22 protein-coding genes and 1 pseudogene are annotated in these 16,324 nt (G+C 36.1%); 4 read left to right on the top strand and 19 right to left on the bottom strand.

What is annotated here, in order from left to right:
• Positions 1-2: 2 nt before the first annotated feature.
• From ACK1JC_RS14010 to ACK1JC_RS13920, 19 genes and pseudogenes are all read right to left on the bottom strand, one after another.
• The gene (locus ACK1JC_RS14010) at positions 3-1,415 is read right to left on the bottom strand and encodes a DUF4055 domain-containing protein (protein ID WP_409512489.1); all 1,413 of its coding nucleotides are present in this window, start codon (positions 1,413-1,415) and stop codon (positions 3-5) included.
• Positions 1,415-2,707, bottom strand: coding sequence for a terminase large subunit domain-containing protein (locus ACK1JC_RS14005; RefSeq protein WP_409512488.1), 1,293 nt, complete (start codon positions 2,705-2,707; stop codon positions 1,415-1,417). The genes ACK1JC_RS14010 and ACK1JC_RS14005 overlap by 1 nt, the downstream gene beginning before the upstream one ends.
• Positions 2,667-3,188 carry a DUF2280 domain-containing protein gene (locus tag ACK1JC_RS14000; RefSeq protein WP_409512487.1) on the bottom strand — a complete coding sequence of 174 codons (522 nt, stop codon included), beginning with the start codon at positions 3,186-3,188 and terminating at the stop codon, positions 2,667-2,669. Before ACK1JC_RS14000 ends, ACK1JC_RS14005 begins: the two co-directional genes overlap by 41 nt.
• Before the next feature lie 58 nt (positions 3,189-3,246).
• Positions 3,247-3,888 (bottom strand): putative metallopeptidase, encoded by a 642-nt coding sequence (locus ACK1JC_RS13995; protein ID WP_409512486.1) that lies wholly within the window; start codon positions 3,886-3,888, stop codon positions 3,247-3,249.
• Positions 3,848-4,324: a hypothetical protein gene (locus ACK1JC_RS13990; protein ID WP_409512485.1), complete on the bottom strand. Its 477-nt coding sequence runs from the start codon at positions 4,322-4,324 to the stop codon at positions 3,848-3,850. The genes ACK1JC_RS13995 and ACK1JC_RS13990 overlap by 41 nt, the downstream gene beginning before the upstream one ends.
• Positions 4,325-4,366: 42 nt before the next feature.
• On the bottom strand, positions 4,367-4,963 hold the full coding sequence (locus tag ACK1JC_RS13985) for a hypothetical protein (RefSeq protein WP_409512484.1): 597 nt from the start codon (positions 4,961-4,963) through the stop codon (positions 4,367-4,369).
• Between the two features lie 410 nt (positions 4,964-5,373).
• Positions 5,374-6,003, bottom strand: a complete 630-nt coding sequence (locus tag ACK1JC_RS13980; protein WP_409512483.1) for a hypothetical protein — start codon at positions 6,001-6,003, stop codon at positions 5,374-5,376.
• Between the two features lie 134 nt (positions 6,004-6,137).
• Positions 6,138-6,308 carry a hypothetical protein gene (locus ACK1JC_RS13975; RefSeq protein ID WP_409512482.1) on the bottom strand — a complete coding sequence of 57 codons (171 nt, stop codon included), beginning with the start codon at positions 6,306-6,308 and terminating at the stop codon, positions 6,138-6,140.
• 947 nt (positions 6,309-7,255) lie between these two features.
• Positions 7,256-7,690 carry a hypothetical protein gene (locus ACK1JC_RS13970; RefSeq protein WP_409512481.1) on the bottom strand — a complete coding sequence of 145 codons (435 nt, stop codon included), beginning with the start codon at positions 7,688-7,690 and terminating at the stop codon, positions 7,256-7,258.
• Between the two features lie 4 nt (positions 7,691-7,694).
• A complete protein-coding gene (locus ACK1JC_RS13965; RefSeq protein WP_409512480.1) occupies positions 7,695-8,090 on the bottom strand; it encodes a hypothetical protein in 396 nt (131 codons plus the stop codon).
• A complete protein-coding gene (locus ACK1JC_RS13960; protein WP_409512479.1) occupies positions 8,087-8,434 on the bottom strand; it encodes a hypothetical protein in 348 nt (115 codons plus the stop codon). Before ACK1JC_RS13960 ends, ACK1JC_RS13965 begins: the two co-directional genes overlap by 4 nt.
• The gene (locus ACK1JC_RS13955) at positions 8,431-8,715 is read right to left on the bottom strand and encodes a hypothetical protein (RefSeq protein WP_409512478.1); all 285 of its coding nucleotides are present in this window, start codon (positions 8,713-8,715) and stop codon (positions 8,431-8,433) included. Before ACK1JC_RS13955 ends, ACK1JC_RS13960 begins: the two co-directional genes overlap by 4 nt.
• Complete coding sequence (locus ACK1JC_RS13950; protein ID WP_409512477.1) at positions 8,712-9,455, bottom strand: ATP-binding protein; 744 nt, start codon at positions 9,453-9,455, stop codon at positions 8,712-8,714. Before ACK1JC_RS13950 ends, ACK1JC_RS13955 begins: the two co-directional genes overlap by 4 nt.
• Positions 9,452-10,348, bottom strand: a complete 897-nt coding sequence (locus tag ACK1JC_RS13945; protein WP_409512476.1) for a hypothetical protein — start codon at positions 10,346-10,348, stop codon at positions 9,452-9,454. The genes ACK1JC_RS13950 and ACK1JC_RS13945 overlap by 4 nt, the downstream gene beginning before the upstream one ends.
• A pseudogene (locus ACK1JC_RS13940) lies at positions 10,345-10,705 on the bottom strand (hypothetical protein). Before ACK1JC_RS13940 ends, ACK1JC_RS13945 begins: the two are co-directional and overlap by 4 nt.
• Positions 10,702-10,998, bottom strand: coding sequence for a hypothetical protein (locus ACK1JC_RS13935; RefSeq protein WP_409512475.1), 297 nt, complete (start codon positions 10,996-10,998; stop codon positions 10,702-10,704). The pseudogene ACK1JC_RS13940 and the gene ACK1JC_RS13935 overlap by 4 nt, the downstream one beginning before the upstream one ends.
• Positions 10,995-11,237: a hypothetical protein gene (locus ACK1JC_RS13930; RefSeq protein WP_409512474.1), complete on the bottom strand. Its 243-nt coding sequence runs from the start codon at positions 11,235-11,237 to the stop codon at positions 10,995-10,997. Before ACK1JC_RS13930 ends, ACK1JC_RS13935 begins: the two co-directional genes overlap by 4 nt.
• A gap of 146 nt (positions 11,238-11,383) precedes the next feature.
• Positions 11,384-11,881, bottom strand: a complete 498-nt coding sequence (locus ACK1JC_RS13925; RefSeq protein ID WP_409512473.1) for a phage regulatory CII family protein — start codon at positions 11,879-11,881, stop codon at positions 11,384-11,386.
• Between the two features lie 58 nt (positions 11,882-11,939).
• Positions 11,940-12,188 carry a hypothetical protein gene (locus ACK1JC_RS13920; RefSeq protein WP_409512472.1) on the bottom strand — a complete coding sequence of 83 codons (249 nt, stop codon included), beginning with the start codon at positions 12,186-12,188 and terminating at the stop codon, positions 11,940-11,942.
• Positions 12,189-12,304: 116 nt separating this feature from the next.
• On the opposite strand from ACK1JC_RS13920, the gene ACK1JC_RS13915 reads away from it, so the two are divergent.
• From ACK1JC_RS13915 to ACK1JC_RS13900, 4 genes are all read left to right on the top strand, one after another.
• A complete protein-coding gene (locus ACK1JC_RS13915; RefSeq protein ID WP_409512471.1) occupies positions 12,305-13,087 on the top strand; it encodes a helix-turn-helix transcriptional regulator in 783 nt (260 codons plus the stop codon).
• Between the two features lie 250 nt (positions 13,088-13,337).
• Positions 13,338-14,336, top strand: coding sequence for a hypothetical protein (locus ACK1JC_RS13910; protein ID WP_409512470.1), 999 nt, complete (start codon positions 13,338-13,340; stop codon positions 14,334-14,336).
• On the top strand, positions 14,336-15,496 hold the full coding sequence (locus ACK1JC_RS13905; RefSeq protein ID WP_409512469.1) for a hypothetical protein: 1,161 nt from the start codon (positions 14,336-14,338) through the stop codon (positions 15,494-15,496). Before ACK1JC_RS13910 ends, ACK1JC_RS13905 begins: the two co-directional genes overlap by 1 nt.
• Before the next feature lies 1 nt (position 15,497).
• Complete coding sequence (locus tag ACK1JC_RS13900; protein ID WP_409512468.1) at positions 15,498-16,181, top strand: hypothetical protein; 684 nt, start codon at positions 15,498-15,500, stop codon at positions 16,179-16,181.
• Positions 16,182-16,324: the final 143 nt, after the last annotated feature.

Genomic DNA, 16,324 nt, shown 5'->3' with positions numbered 1-16,324 from the left:
ATCTACTCATCCATATTTATAGCACCATCATTTGCCTGCTCAATCAGTTTCTCTATTTCCTCCCACTTATCTTCAGGGAATGTGCCTGTTTGTTCGTACTGATACCAAACTTTCATTGGGAATCGACCGCTAAGACACGCTTCATAAATCAACTTAGATCGAACAGCATCATATTTCTGCTTATTAAAATCTTGAGAAATAACATAAGTCAGTTCATCAGGCTTAAGATCATGATTTGGCAATGCAAACTTCGCACACCAACGCAAAGCCATCTGAAATGCTTCACTAATATTTGAAACGGCGAGAGACAATACTGAATGCTGAACAGAATCCTCATTATCAGCCTGTGTGGCTGTTTTATTGGCAGAACCAACCTCAACCAACCGAGCACCCATTTCCTTCATCTGCGCCCATTTATCAGTCATGAGTTGTTTAACCAAATTATTCTCTTTGGCTTGAACTACATCGACTTTTGCAGGGAAGCCTTTGCGTGAACCAACCGACAATCCCTCCTTTTTCACAATTTCGTATTGCTCATGAGTGATTTCAGGCATACAGATAATCGGCTGACCAACAATAAACCCCGATTCTTCCACGTCAGCGCTATTACGATAATGTGCAAGGCTCAAGTCCGTCAATTCAAGTAAAGGTGCATTATATATTTCATCTGTATTATCTATAGCGCCACAAAAGGTAAATGGAATGTAATCCCAATGTCTACCATGATAATCAGTAGGTATGTATTGTGGTCCCTCTACCCAATTGCCTTTATCGTTTTGCTGATAGATTTGAACTGTGTAAATGAAATCACCCTGACCTGCATCTTCTAGTCGCAATAATCGATACTGATCCTTGGTTTCACGCCCAAATCCATCTGCTGTACGAGTAGCTACTGATTCCAATATTTTTACAAATGAAAGCTTCTTTTGGTTCCCGACAATAATATGGTCCCAATCGTGAACAGACTTAGTATTTAATACATGAATCATGGGGAAAGCATTTTTCTGCTTATCCTCGGCACGACTTCGACTTGGTCCCACTTGCGGATAATCAACGTAAATACCACAACGGTAGTTACGCTGAATCAAATCCAAAGCTCGTTGTGAGTTTTGATAAATAGAACGCCCAGAACCATCAGAGTTTCGTTCTAAATACTCTAGATCATCGGGTCGCTTAAAGTCAGGCAGTTTATTGAATGCTTGGCCGACATTACTCTTATGAGTTCGACCCGTTACCCCGTAAAACACGGCGCGATCTAGGTATTCTTTATATTCATCATCAGAAAATGTTATAGGCTTGGGTAGATAGATTTTACCCTTATCTTTAACTGCTTTCTGCCCCTTACAAACATCATCTACTTTTACCCAAGCGTCAATATTCGCACTGTATTCAGCGTGCTTTGATGTAATTGTCATTATCTTCGTCCAAAAATAGGGATGTCGCGGATGCTTAGCACTGGCTTAATAATTGGGAATCTCTTTGCTAATGGGTAACCACCAGCATCACCAACATGGTCTAAACCTGATTTCTTATCAGGCATACCAAAATCGTCATACACTTGCTGCTCAAGTGTTTCCGTAAAGCGTGGACACTTATTAGTATTTACCAATAATGTACGTTCACCATCACCATTTAGAATCAATGCATTTACGGAGTTAATACGGTCTTTAATAGCAGGGTTTGTTCCACTAACCTCCACCCTAAATCCTTTATCACGTAAAATTTGATGATCCGACTCACTGCTATTTTTTGATGATGTTGATTGTCCTGCAGCATCTGGTATTACAGTCATCTCATGAAACGGGAACCTTTCAATAAGTAATGTGGCCATCGTTGGTGTATCGCGCACTCCAACCATCTCATCCAAAGCCAATGGTTTACCGTCACGAATGACATAAATCACGGCGGCCATTTTTAAGACGTTAAAGTCCATACCTATGATTAAGTTTTCATGTGGCTGAATCTCTTCATCGGTATGATTTAGCTTTCGATCAAAATCAGGGTAGACCGCACCACTCGTTAAGTTGACGAATTGCCCACGTAAATACGCTGAAATCAATTGCGGTGGATATGACTCATATAGTGATGAAATATAATCGTCTGGCAAGTTGGCTTCATTGTCATATGTAGAAGCCTGAATCATTCCATACAGTGCACGCTTTGCAGGGGTTAAATTTGCCTCTTTCACAAACTGCTGATGCGTGAACTTAAATCCTTCAGGTGTGGTTGCAACATCAATACCATTGATTAGACCAGGATGTTTCACACGCATACGAGCAATGATCTTACGCCATGCCTGTTGAGCCTTAACCGTTGGCATGACATCCAACTCATCAATCAAAGCACGTCCGATCTTAAAACCTACAATCGTTTGAGGCTTTTCCATAGATCGACAAATGATTGTGCTTCGATATTGACGACCGTAATAAATATCAACTTCTTTATTTGATTCATAAATCTTAGTCTTTAAACCCCAATCAAATGCCACTTCATCAATGGTTGGAAAGAAGATATCTCGAATCTGCGGATAGGTTGGTGCAAAATATCCAAGTGGCACCTTAGGAAATTCCCATGACTTATCGCAAAGACTTGAACAACCTACCCATGTTTTTCCTGATCCAAAACCAGCAACAAATGCACGGAACTTGTTTTCTAGCTTTAAGAAATTAGCCTGAGGTACATTCAGGGTCGGATTGATGTTCGGCATTTGATTTACTCGCATCCACGACCTGTATGGTCACTTTGACTGGAGTTGGATCATCAGCCCCCTCACCATCACCATTTTTAATCTTGTCTATTTCAAGCTGCTTTAGTTGAATGTCTAGAAGCTGAATCTCATAACCCTGCATTTCATCCTTAAACTGCCGAATTAACTTCAGTCTCAATATCCTATTCATTTTAGGATCGTCATAGATTTTTTGAAGCTCAGAAAGACGTACTGCTTTATTAGCCAAAGGGATTCCAAAAACATTAGTTTTGAAATCACTTCTAGTTTTATGAAATAAGTCCTTTAATTTTTTGCTGAGATTTCTACCTGTGGACTTGGTTGGGTCATAAGCCGACACCTGTTGACGTTCAATTTCAATGTTAAATTCTTGTTTTACAGCATCAGCTACCTGTTGAGGTGTTTCAAAGCAAGCAAGAGACTGAACTATAAAGATTTTTATAGGCTCCCTTAGTGTTGCCATAATTACCTCTTTGTAAAACTACGTAAAACAAAATAGCCAAAAAAAAGAGCCTTTCAGCTCAATTAATCAAACACGTTCCGCAGCACTTGGAAATATTTAAATCTGAAACGAATGGCGCATTTTTCGAAATCTCAACCATACGCTTAACACTTTCATTTGCTCCCCACCGCTTAATAACTCCGAAGAACTCTTCCACATCGTGACCTGCTAAATAATGCTTTGGTAGGCCTGTCATCTCGCTATAAATTGGTTCGCCATCTTCATCACGTTCTACGCCTATGTGATACAGCTCATGCTCAATCAAAGCACAGAACTCACGGTCATTCGAGTTTTCACAGAAGCTCGCATCAACAGTAATTAAGTACACTGGCACAAATCCAAACCAATCTCGCATCTGCTGTTCTTGACGAGCCTTACGCCATCCACCTTGATTAAACATCACTTTTTCACATTGGCCTAAGACCATACGCTTTTTAGCCATACATGCAGATGATGCCCATGCAAATGCTAAAAAAGTTTCATCATCGTGAAGTAACTCTGCAAGGTGGTCATGATCAGGGTTATGAAGTGCCCCACCAATAGTTAAGAAGTTTTTTAATACCCATTCCTTTAGATCCACGGCGGGTTCTAAGCGTATTGTTTCCTCTTCCTCTGCTCGATCAATTAGATCCATCGGTGGAAATGGTCTGATCTGTTCCATTGAATATCTGCCTCTTTAATTTTTTGAGCCATCCGCTTGCACGATCAACATCAATCTGCACTGGGCCTAACTCATCAATCTTGTATCTCGTAGCAGATTCAATTCGAACTACTGTAAATCCCATTGCTTCAGCATCATCGTAACGATCCAAGCTCCAAGCCTTATTCGCCAATTTCCCACCGCGTCCACCAGACCAAGGCCCACCAGAAATTTCAACTAAAATTCTGTACTCAATAAGATGAAAGTCAAAACGCCAATGCTTTGTAGATTTGAATTGGAATTTCTTTTCATATTTAATTTCAAGAATTTTTAATGATTGCTCGAAATCTTCTTCAGCTTCTAAATATTTTTCTTTGGCTTTGGGTAGTGGTTTAGTGCGTGACTTGGTTTTTAGTGGGCGTTTCTTGGTTTTCCAGAAATAAGTATCAGCATCCATATATTACGCCCATAAAAAAAACCACCCGGAGGTGGTATACATTTACTTAGGTGACATCAATAGCTCTCGACCATCTTGTAAATATACTTTAACTTCTCTTACGTTATGTGGATCACAGTTCAAGATATATCGAACCGATTGACCATACCCCAATGGGTTTTCACCACTGCTATATTGTATAGGGCAATTTCCCCTATTGACTTCAACTCGATCAACTTCTACATGATCAGAAAGCGATAAGATGTCAAGGTAGTAAGTCGTAACAATTTGACTGTTAACAACAGTAGAATCGACATCGACTCTATACTCCATCCTCACATCACTCTCTGACACTTCATCTTCGGGAGCTTGGTTAGCATCATAATACTCAGTAATAAAATCTCGTACTTCCTCAACTGCATAACCATTGATATTTTCAAGATATTTTTCAGCCAATTCAGTCGTATCAGGGGACTTTGATACATCTTTAGAAATTACACGCAACTTTTCAAGTTCTTCGCTTGTAATATCGTTTGGTATATGGGCTTGCACAACCGTAGTACTTTCTTCTGATATTTTGTTTTCAACAACAGGCTTTTTCTCACAACCCACTAACAGTGTTATCAAAAATGAACTTAAAACAATTTTTTGTATTTTCATAATGCACTCTCTTTAATTTACTGCATTATAATAAAAATTATTTTTTAAAATAGATATTTAAATAAAATCAATCTAAAACTATAAATTGATTTCAGCAACCACACAAAGCCACTCGTAAATTCTTAATCTGCTTTTCAGTCGAATCATCACATTATCAATTACAATTAATTGACTGTGTCTTAAACCAGTTCTACTTAGATCCAGATATTTTGACAGCTCAGCACTGCAAAACTCTAAGTATTGTTTTGCTAGCACTTTATCTGCCACACCAACATTGTTATTTATTCTGTGCCGTATAGGATTCGGCCTTATGATCTATATTCATTTTAAAGAATAACCGCATTTTTTAATTTCTTCATTATCAAACTTGCAATCAACATCTTGAGCAATGCAAATATCAAATAAGAAAATTAATAAAAAATGAAGTCAGTATATATATCATTTGGATTCATTATTCCCTTTGTCAAATAATTCAAGTTAATTGTTGGAAGTCCATCTCTTTCCACTATAACTTTTATATGATTTGAATTATAAACTTTATTAGCAATTGAATCATTAGATAGATCTTTTTGCTCTGGAGAATTGTACTTAACATAATTTAAATCAATATTCGGATCGTTATTAATTTCAATTTCCCATGCTAATTCTGATAAATGATCAAAAATCATTGTGACTTTACATTTAATGTTTTCTGTATAGCAATCCAACTCCACCAAATCTAAGTCAAAGTTATTGGGCGATATTTTTATTACGCCAATATCAGGATTATTATGAGCAAATATTGACACCCACCACTGTTTTATCACGTAAGTCTTAGATGGGGTAGATCCTTCGATAACACGATCATATTGTTCATAATGAAAATTAGGATTTTGCTTTGAATTTTTCCATTTTAAATTAGTCTCCTGAAAAAATTTAATAGAATTAGCCTCACCTATTAGTGCCTTTTTTTTCTCTGTCTGTACAGATATAAATAGACCGATACAGATTGCAATCACCAAACCCGCAAACAAAGTAACTTCAAATCTATTTTTAAACACTTCTATTTATTCCCTACAGCTAATTTTTTCAAATATATAAAGCCCACATATTTATGAACAAAAATATCCATAACATTAATACAATTATATCTAATTAAAATTCAAGTAATAATGAAATTAAAAATATCAGATGATTACTTTCGAGATGCATCACACGCCACCTTCAAACGCTCCATTGCATCCGGCAACATTGGTGCTGTCATCATGCCACGGTAATTCATACATTCAGGTGTTTCTTTAAATTGTTGAGGCTGATTACTCATACAACCCGATAAAAATAATGCTGAAAATAAAATGTACTTCATTATCTCATCCTATATTTTTAATGAATTTAAGTTTAAATAATTTTTAGCAAATACTGTGTAGGAATTTGGCACGCAATACAGGCTTCGAACCGGTGACCACCCTGCTCCACCCAACTGAGCTAATAGCCCATAATAAAAAAGGATGTGGTGATCTGCCACACCCTTGCCTTAGATTACGATATTGATCAGCTCGGCAACTGATCTACCGCTACTCAACACAATAAACTTCTCAAAGTTAGCTATTGATCTGCTTTGTGTCTTTCATCTTCATTAGTCGGGGTGTCACCCACAATTTGAGGCTCTGAGGCTAACTCAATGTGTGACGAAATCACATTGGATTCAAACCAATTTATACGGCTGGTTTCAGCATCCCACCGTTTGCGCTTTTAGCTAGCATACCAAACACGTATAGCAGCGTCACAAATCCAAGTTGCGCTAAGGCTTACCTACTTCATAATCATTTCCTTTTTTCTAATTTAAAAAAATTCAGACATTAAAAAAGCCCCACATTCCTGTGAGGCTTTAGCCTTTATCTTTTGCGCTGATTAAGGATTATGTTGCTTTGAATTATACCAATAACACCACTTTTTAATAAAAATAAGGAATATCTAAAATTTTAATAAAAGATACCTAAGCGCCTTTTCACATCTTCGGATTCAGTAAAAAAAGTCCTATCACCGCACCAAGTAATACTACCGAAAGAAATAAATAAGTATTTAAGTTGTTAAAGCTTTTAATAAAATTCCACATTAGCTATCCCTCGAAATGGCTGTGGTATTTTAATGAAATGTTAATTATCTGCAACATACCAATTAGTATAATAAATCGAACTTTTCAATAAGCAAAAAAATACCCACTTTCTAGAAGTAGGCATGGAAAACTAAACTGTGTGGATTACCATAACTTCGTCCACTATAGCAGAAATATGCCATATCCTGTCCGGACAGTCAATTGATTCTTAATCGCTTATCGTGTCCATTTAAAAAGTATTTCCCTGCAAAAATCATACTATCTAATGCTGTTCTACCTAATTGGAATTCATGTTCCATTTGACGCAAAGACATACCACGTACATTTTTTTCAATGAAAAGCTTTACTGCTGCTTTAGCTGAATCACAGATGCGACTTGAGTATTTTAAATCAATAATAATTTTTCGTACTTCATCCGCCTCAAAATCATCAATTTCACAAATCAATTGATTCTTACGTGGTGCCGCCCCTTTATTGTTCTCACAGATCAACCAATAAATTTGATTCACGCCTAAGCTATCCGGCTCATTCCCTGATTTCATGCGACAGGTCTGAATATATGCCCCGTACTGCTTAAACCATTCTTCAGCTGTGAACTTAGACCAATCCATCACTTTAACCATCGCATTCATCCCATCACCCCACTAATCGTCTAATTTCTTCAATCGCCAAACCGCTTTTAACCTGCTCAGTGCTATACCGATACACTGAATAACCCAACAATTGAGCCGAGTTATATTTCTCCATATCCCCTAAATATCCCTTTGCCCTCGTATGCCTCCCATTACTCCAGATCCCACCTTCAACCTCGATCAAAATCATTTTGCCTACCAGGTGGAAATCAGCTCTCCATTTCCTTTTCGGATCGAATCTAAACTCCTGCTCAAATTCGATCTTGTACGCTTTCAATTGCTGAGATAACTTTGCCTCTCCCTCACTGACAGTCCGCTCTGCTTTAACCGTGATGCGACGTTTAACTTGCTTCTTTGGTGCATAAAGCTTTTTGTATTCAGCAAGTGAAATACTGCTCAAAGAACTCTCTCCAACATTGCTAAACAAGAACGGTATGCAAATGCATATTCTTGATTTTGTTTCTGAACAGCTTCGCTTATTGATAATCTCAAACTTGAAAGTAAATGGAGATGTAAGCTGTTTAGCTTTGACCATTTGCACTTGTATTCCTCAAGTTCCTTTTCCACGATCTCCAATCGCTCAACTGCTTCAACGTGTGTGATATGGTTAAAGCACTCGCCGCCATATTTGCAATGACCTACTTCGGGACAATCCTGTGCAGCGTTTTGACAACGGTTAATTGCTTCTGCATAGGTATTAGGATCGAGGCTAAGTAAATCCTGCTCACAAGATATTCTCTTCATGCTGTCACCCTTAAAGTCGTTGTTTTAATTACACCCTTCTTTAATGCCCATGCCACACAAATCTCACAACGACAACCGCGCTTGGTATACTGCGTATTCGTGCCGTGCTTCACTTCATCAACTAGATTTACAGCCTGCTTTACCACACCACCACGCGCTAAGAATTTTTCCATTTCTGTTTCTAGATCTTCACGTAAATGACGCTTGGCCACTTGTTGTGCATGTGTTATATCCTTTCCAATTCGAACTGATTGAATGCGTTGATTTAGAATTTCATTCATGCTGTACCACCTGTTCGAGAATCAGCCCAATTACATTCAACTACAGTTAAGCCGTCATGTTGAAAGCGTGACCATAGACGATCCCCCAAATCCATCACTAATTCATCCCTGGTCATATTTGAAATCAACATGGTTGGTTTACATGCGTCATAACGTGCATATAAAACTTTGTGTACAAGTTGCAGTCGATTCTCAAAACGATCATGCAATCCGTACTCATCAAGAATTAACAAGTCCACATCCGTAAAGCGGTAAATCGCACCGGCTTCGCTGTCATCGGCTTTTGTCCATGCATTGGCAATCTCATTCGCCATATCTTCAGAAGTGACGTAACGAGCGTATTTACCCTTGTCTAAAATGTTTCTAGCCGAAGCGCAAGCCAAATGGGTTTTACCTGTGCCTGTACGACCCACCATGATTAAATTTCGTTTAATGCCAGAATTGAAATCTTTCACGAAAGATGCACATTGCGATTTAGTGTGTTGCTGTCCATTGTTTTGCACCATGTAATTTCCAAAACCACTTTCAACATGTCGACTTGGGATCTGAGCGCCTTCAAAGTGTTTTTTACGAACCATGGTATTCACAGCATGAGCATGTTCTTTTTGACTTTGAGCTACTGAATCAATCGAACATTGTTTACAGTTGATGTGACCACCTAGTTTCACCATCACGGTTTGGTGTATCGGGCAAATCTGATTTGAAGATTGGATATCAAATCCGTAAAAATGAGTGTTCATATCAAATCTCCACAATCAATATCGTCTGCAGGTGCATGGTGATTTATCTCACCCCATGCGTCGTTTACGTTGCGGTTGGTTGCTTGAGTTTTTTTGTTATCAGTGCGTACTGATTTTTTCGCTGATGGTTTGCGCTTCACCCATTTGACAAAGTGAGAATACATTTGAGTATCGGTGATCAATCCTAATTTCAAGCGTGGTGAGTAATGTGAGTTCACCTCAAGTAATACCTGGTCAACCTGATCTTGAGTCATTGGTTGTTCACCAGAGCGTTGCAGCCAAGAATTCAGAGAATGCAAATCAGGTACCCAAAGATTTAAAACTTCATCAACCGAATTTTCAGGTGAATTCTCTTGTGTATTTATATCTGTAGTAATCTCTGTAGTAGTCTCTGTATTTGTCCCCTGTTTGAAATGGGGAGGGTCTACCTTTTGAAATGGGGAGCCTCCCTCTTTTGAAATGGGGAGGGTGGTCATTTCAAAAAGTACAGGGGTAACTAGCTCAAGAAATAAAACATTGTTATATTTCTGATTGTTAGACTCAATTGTACGAAAATGACGTTTGATTACCCCAAATTCCTCAAGACGATCAAAAGCCTCCTTCACTTGTAGTTTTGAGAAGCCAAATTGATCAGAAAAACTTTGATATGAGCGCTGCAAAAGATCCGCTTTAAACTTCTTTTTTACGCGCACAATTTGCCCAGTATACTCATCTCGCACCACCGTTGGACGATGCCAATAGATGACTTCTGAGAGTAAAATAATGGCATTTAAATCAGGTTTCCCATTGCTCATTTTGAAAATTTGATACCAATGTGCAGGGATAATATTCCCCTCAAAATGCGTATTCCCAATTTGATCTACAACATCATGCCCAGTACTAAAATGATTCACTTAACACCCCCACACAGCTTCACCAATCCACGCATTTCTAACTGTCGAATAATGCGTGGTGGGATAAATTCGTTTTTGATCTTGTACCGGGTACGTGATTGCTCTTTGACCTGAATGAGCGGTTCGCCATCTTGCATTAAACGGCGAACTGTTATGGCTTGCCCCCCCCATTTGAGTTGTGTGCTCGATGAGGTAGTATTTTTCCTGCGCTGCTATCGCATCATTCATTTTTGACAACGGCATCACAGCAAGTTCTAGTGCTGTGTAGATGCGTACCGGCTCAAGTAATGGAATGGCTGTTTCTATCGGTGCTTTTGATAACTTGGCTTCTTGCCCTCTTTTTGCTGAATATCTCATTGACCACCAACCTTAGGTTTTACATACCCGCCAAATGCTTCTATCGTTTGAGTCTTAATCAAACTCGTAATAACTTGATGTGCTAACCAAATAGTGATTTTGAATCTGTACGCCATCTTCTGAGCCAACTCTTCTTTGGTTACTGCAGCGTTGTCTTTGTTGTAGCCACGACACTCGAGGTTTGCCCTTTTGATTTCATAAACTTCGTTCAACACACGCAATGCAGGTTCATAGAATGACTGCACACTTTGCTGTTGTTTAAACTCAGGTTGTCTTTGGAATTGACTATTCATGAAACCTCCGCTAAAGCTTGTTCAGCTTCGGTTAAACGGCGGTTGGCATTGAGCTCTGTGGCTGATGCAGGACGAATTTCTTTTGGCACCACCGTTCGCCCCCATAGACCATCTGTTACTCTAATTTTTCCATTTGGATATAAATACTTAACATCTAATAATTCATTGCTAAAATTTGTGAAATAGTTCGTGAGTACAACCACATCCCCAACTAAAAAGTCATTATTAGTTAATTCCAATTCCGCCGAATTCGACCGAATTAAACAAGTATTACACTGCTCTTCTTTAAAATCTGTGCACTTGTTAGCGCATGGATGTTTTGGTATATTTGATTTCATATTCGATGCTTCCTAAGTTTTGAATTACTAAAGCCTGATCTCATCCATCAGGCTTTTTCTATTTCAGATCCTGATGTGTATTTCTTCATCTGTTTTAAAGCTGCTTGCTCAACAGCTGTTGCCAATTCAACTAGGTTTTGTGTGAGTTGGTGGATTTCTTCATATTCTTGCGGTGTGATAACACCATCCTCATACGCCTCATAAACAACCTTGTTAGCCTTCCCTGACTTAATGTTGTGTTGCATCATTGCCTCAAAAATCGACAACTCATGATGCTTACTACGGTCACAAGTCACAGGCACTAAAGCAAAACCAAGTTCATGCGCCCAAATCTTTAATAGCGCAGGGTTTTGTGTGTAATAAAGAATAGCTTCGAGTTTTTTTAAACTTGGCAGATGATTAGGCATATTGATATTTGCGTAATTGCAAATAGTGTTATGTGAATCCCCTACTACTTGAGCAATATCCTTGGGCGTAAAACCAGGTGTCTTACTAATCATTTGCCAGATTGCATTCTGTGCTTCACGACTTAAATTAATTTCCATTTGTGAAATCCTTGTTTTGTTTCACGTTTATTTAAAACATTGACCGAACGATAATTATCTAGGCAGATATCTGCTGATTTCGTAAATAATCAAAATCAGCTTCAGGGCACAATGAATCACATTGGACTTTTCCTTCACTTGCTTTATCAATGCGAATGGCTAGAGGTGCTCCACATTTTTTATTTACATAGATAATTTGTTGAAGATTACCGACCGTAGTTAGGCAATCTCTAGCGAAGTTTTGCCGCCCTTCGGGAGAGAGCTTTAATAGATAAGCCTTAAGTTGTTCTACGTTAGATTGAGACATCTCTGCCCCCTTATTAAATATATTTAGTAAATACTAATTTTAATTACTAAACATGTCAATAAATCTTTAGTTTTTGCGAATTTACTTTTTACTAAAAACTAGGTGAAATACTAAATATGGATAAAATTGCTTTAAGACGCAGAAACTTGCGCACAGCTATCGATGCTGCTAACAAAAAATTAGGATTTAAGTCGGATATAGCCTTTTGTGAACACTACGACTTAAATGCTAGTCACATATCTCAACTCATTAATGGGCATGGGAGTTTTGGTGAGCGTGCAGCAAGAAATCTAGAGAAAAAGATAGGTTGGCAGGAGGGTTTGTTAGATCAACAAATTATTTCGGATATCGAATCTAATGAGACCCTAAAAATAAATACCAATCTACAATCTAGCGGTGACATTCATTTTGCACCTGTTGAATTTAGAAGTGCCGATACCATAGGTCGTCCAACTAATGTCCGCATTCCGATTTTCAAAGATGTAAAAGCATCTTGTGGTACGGGCATAACGAACTTTTTAGAAGATGCTAGTGAGTATCTAGATATAGATCCTCAAATATTAAAATTAATGGGTATTCAGACTAGTCCCGCAAATTTAAGAATTATCTATTCGGCGGAGTACAGCATGTACCCTACTGTTGCCCCTGATAGCCCTTTATTCGTTGATGTTTCTGATAGAGACCCTGACACACTGAAGAATGGCAATGTTTATGTGTTTACGCATAACCATGAGTTGAGGATGAAGCGTATTTTTGTGAGCTACTCAGGCTCGAAAACAGTAAAACTAACAAGTGATAATCCCGACAAACTACGCTATCCAGATGAATTCATAACAAATGAACAACTTAATGAGATTAACTTTGTTGGGCGCTTAGAATTGGCTTTGGTTAAACCTTAAACAACAGTATATAAAATGTAAGAATTTAGAGTTAAGCCAAAGGAAAGTTACATACAAATAGCGCTGGAATTAGTAAGCCAATTAAAATTCAACATAATTTCAGTTGGTATAGAACCTTTTTTGATGATTCAAACTACCAACTATCATCAATATATATCAAGCAAACAAAAAATGAATGCTACAAGTCTACCTTCGTGATTACTAAATTGTATCGCGCTATTTAATTGAAAAACATAGGAGTATATCTTTAGTGAGTGAAGTTGATAATATTGGTACTATGGCTGAAAAATTAGCCAATAAAGTATTTAAAAATTTTGGTTGGAATAAAACAGGCGGTTGGAATTTCAATTGGACTTGTGAAAAGATCAAAGAGCATAAAAAAGAACAGGTTAAAACACATCCTGCTGATGTTGTTTTTCATTATGCTGACCCCTATTCCTCTAAGAATATTTATCTACACACCGACTTAAAGAGCTACGGTACAAATACTGTTAACAATATGAAACTAGAACCTATCATTAATAGTTTAGGTCAGCAAATTGAGTGTGCTGAAATAAGCCAAGATTGGAAAGATAAATACTTAATTAAAAATAAAAGTTATGAAATACATGGTTTGCTTTTTATCTATAATCATGACAAAGATGCTGAAGTTGATTTCACTTCAAAACTAGCTAATTTGAAATATAAAGAAATTAAAGTCCCACAGAATAAAAAAGTATTTATATTGGATCCAAAAGATATTGGTTGGATAACAGACATTAGTAATCAAATTTCTATTTTTAAATCTGATAATGAAATTAAACCTGATTTTTCGTTCTTTTATGACCAAAGAACTTATAAGGCAATAGACCAGTTTCAACGAATAGCTACAATTGAAATATTAAAATCTAACTATATAATCATTAAAAGTTCAAAAAAATCTAAAATAGATAATTTGAAAATTTTTTATAGGGGATTAGGTGAAACTGAAAATGAGTTCCAGTATCTTTTAGATACATTAAGACATAATGGTTTTTTAGAATGTACTGATAATAATATTACAATATATTTCTACCATGAGTGTCACTCAAATTCTTCATTAAATTTTACTAATAGTAAAATTAATTATATTAACAAATTTCTAAATACAGAAACTGAATTTTCTATTGACATACAAACTTGCATAGAAAGTATAACCGTTGAAGCACTACTTCATGTCGATAATTCAGCTACTTATAAAGAAAATATTATTGGCTTAGGAGAGCGTTAATGTCATATTTAAGTTTCGATAGTTTAGTTGTTTCTGATCGTGAAATCGTAGATATGCTTGAATCGCAAAGACAACGTGTCTCTAATGCAAAAATGCTAGCTTATTTAAGACAGCGGGGAATTATTTGTTCTAATAGTGATTCTAGAGAGACTTTGGTTGAATACATTGCATCGCTTAGTATTGATTGGCATTTGATTGAAGATATTCTAAGTCTTGCACAATCTACTGAAAATCAACAAAAAGTTACAGCTCAAACAATAAAAATTTCAGATAAAGGCGCACTTGATAAAACATTAAAAGAACTGGCTGAAATCTATAATCATAAGGGCTTTGTTATAAATGAAACCCAAAATAGTTTCGATATAGATTACTCTAATGAAATAATTGAAAAAAATAATACTCGCTTAATTCAAAGAAAGAGTAAAGATGAAAAAATCAACATAAAAGTCAGTGGCGATGAAGTAACTATTTTAAATACTGTAGGAGAAGGTACTGAGCCAGTAATGCAAAGGCTTATTCATGAATTAGAAAAAAATACTAAAAGTACTATTGAAACTAGGATCATTGATTTTTCATCAATTTATGACAGTGAAATTATTAACGATTTTTTCTTGAATTTAATTGATCTAGACGATAAATATATTCGTGATGATGTTATTAGAATTAAATTCAATAATTTTAATTCTAATAAAGTGAAAGAAATAGATTTTGAGGATGACTTAGAAATATTAAATGAATTAACAATAGATGAAAATATAGATAATGATGACCAAATTTCAATTTTAAAACCAAAACCACAGAATAATTTAGGTGATATTAGATCTGCACTACTATCTGGTTCATCTTTATTAACTAGTGATTTTTTTAAAAAATTCGCTGATCAAGGATATTTTATTAGTCTTATTAGGTGGAAAGTTAGGGAGAAAAATCAACCATTTCGTACATATGAGTTTTCAGCTAGTTTTGATCAATCTGATTTAAGAAAATCTTTTATTTTTGAAGCAAATAAATATTATAAATATGACAAAAGTACAGGTTCTGCCCAAAAAACACATCAAAAATGGAAAGGCAATGAAAAAAATCAAATGGAATTGAAATTGCATAAAATTGCCCTATCCCTTTATGATCAGACAATATTAAAATCTGCATCTGGTGGCTAAAATGGATAAGTTTAAATTTTATATACTTAAAATTCACCTCGATTGTAATGATGTATCCAACTTGCTTACTGCAAATAATGATGAATTTTATGGCATAAAATTCATCAAAGAAGATCAAAATTATTTGAAATTTAATTTTTATGAAAGAAAAATATTGGAAACTACTTATATTGATAAAAACTTCAATGAACAAGTAATTGAACATTTGAAAACTGATGACTTTCATTTCTATATTTTTAATTATGGATCAATTAGTTTTCTTGCTCTAGAGAATCCTTCAAGGAATATAAGTTTTTTCAAAAACTTTTTATCTCAAAAACTTGATAATAAAATTAGTGTAATAGGTATTGAGCTAAATCCATTAGCATTATTTGAGTTTTTAAGGGATATAAAAGACCTTAATTTTACAGTTGCTTCTTTAGAGGTTAAAGATCTGCAGCTATCTACATCAACTATTGCAACTTTAACTATGAAATCAAGTGAAAATTTATTCAGCATTTTTCAAGATTTTCTACAAACTGACAAGTACATTGTATCCAAAACTATCCTTATGAGCTCATCAAAGTTCAAAGGTAAATTACTTCTAAGCAATGACTGCTCATTAAGCTTGCAGATACATCAACAAGATGAATTTTTGGATCTTTTTTTATTATTCTTACGTACTCACCTTAATCAAAATCAATAATAAAAACCCACTTATGTGGGTTTTTATTTACCTAAAAAATACTATAATTCGTTAACCTATGACAAGATGATGTGTGCTGAAAAAACAGGAGGTTTTAACTTGGTAAACTAAACACACTCATCAGGAGTTTACCATGAGCAAGA

It is taken from the genome of Acinetobacter sp. TY2 (assembly GCF_046269225.1).
GTDB lineage: Bacteria > Pseudomonadota > Gammaproteobacteria > Pseudomonadales > Moraxellaceae > Acinetobacter.
The sequence above is the reverse complement of the archived record's forward strand: the minus strand, read 5'-3'. Positions and strand labels throughout refer to the sequence as shown.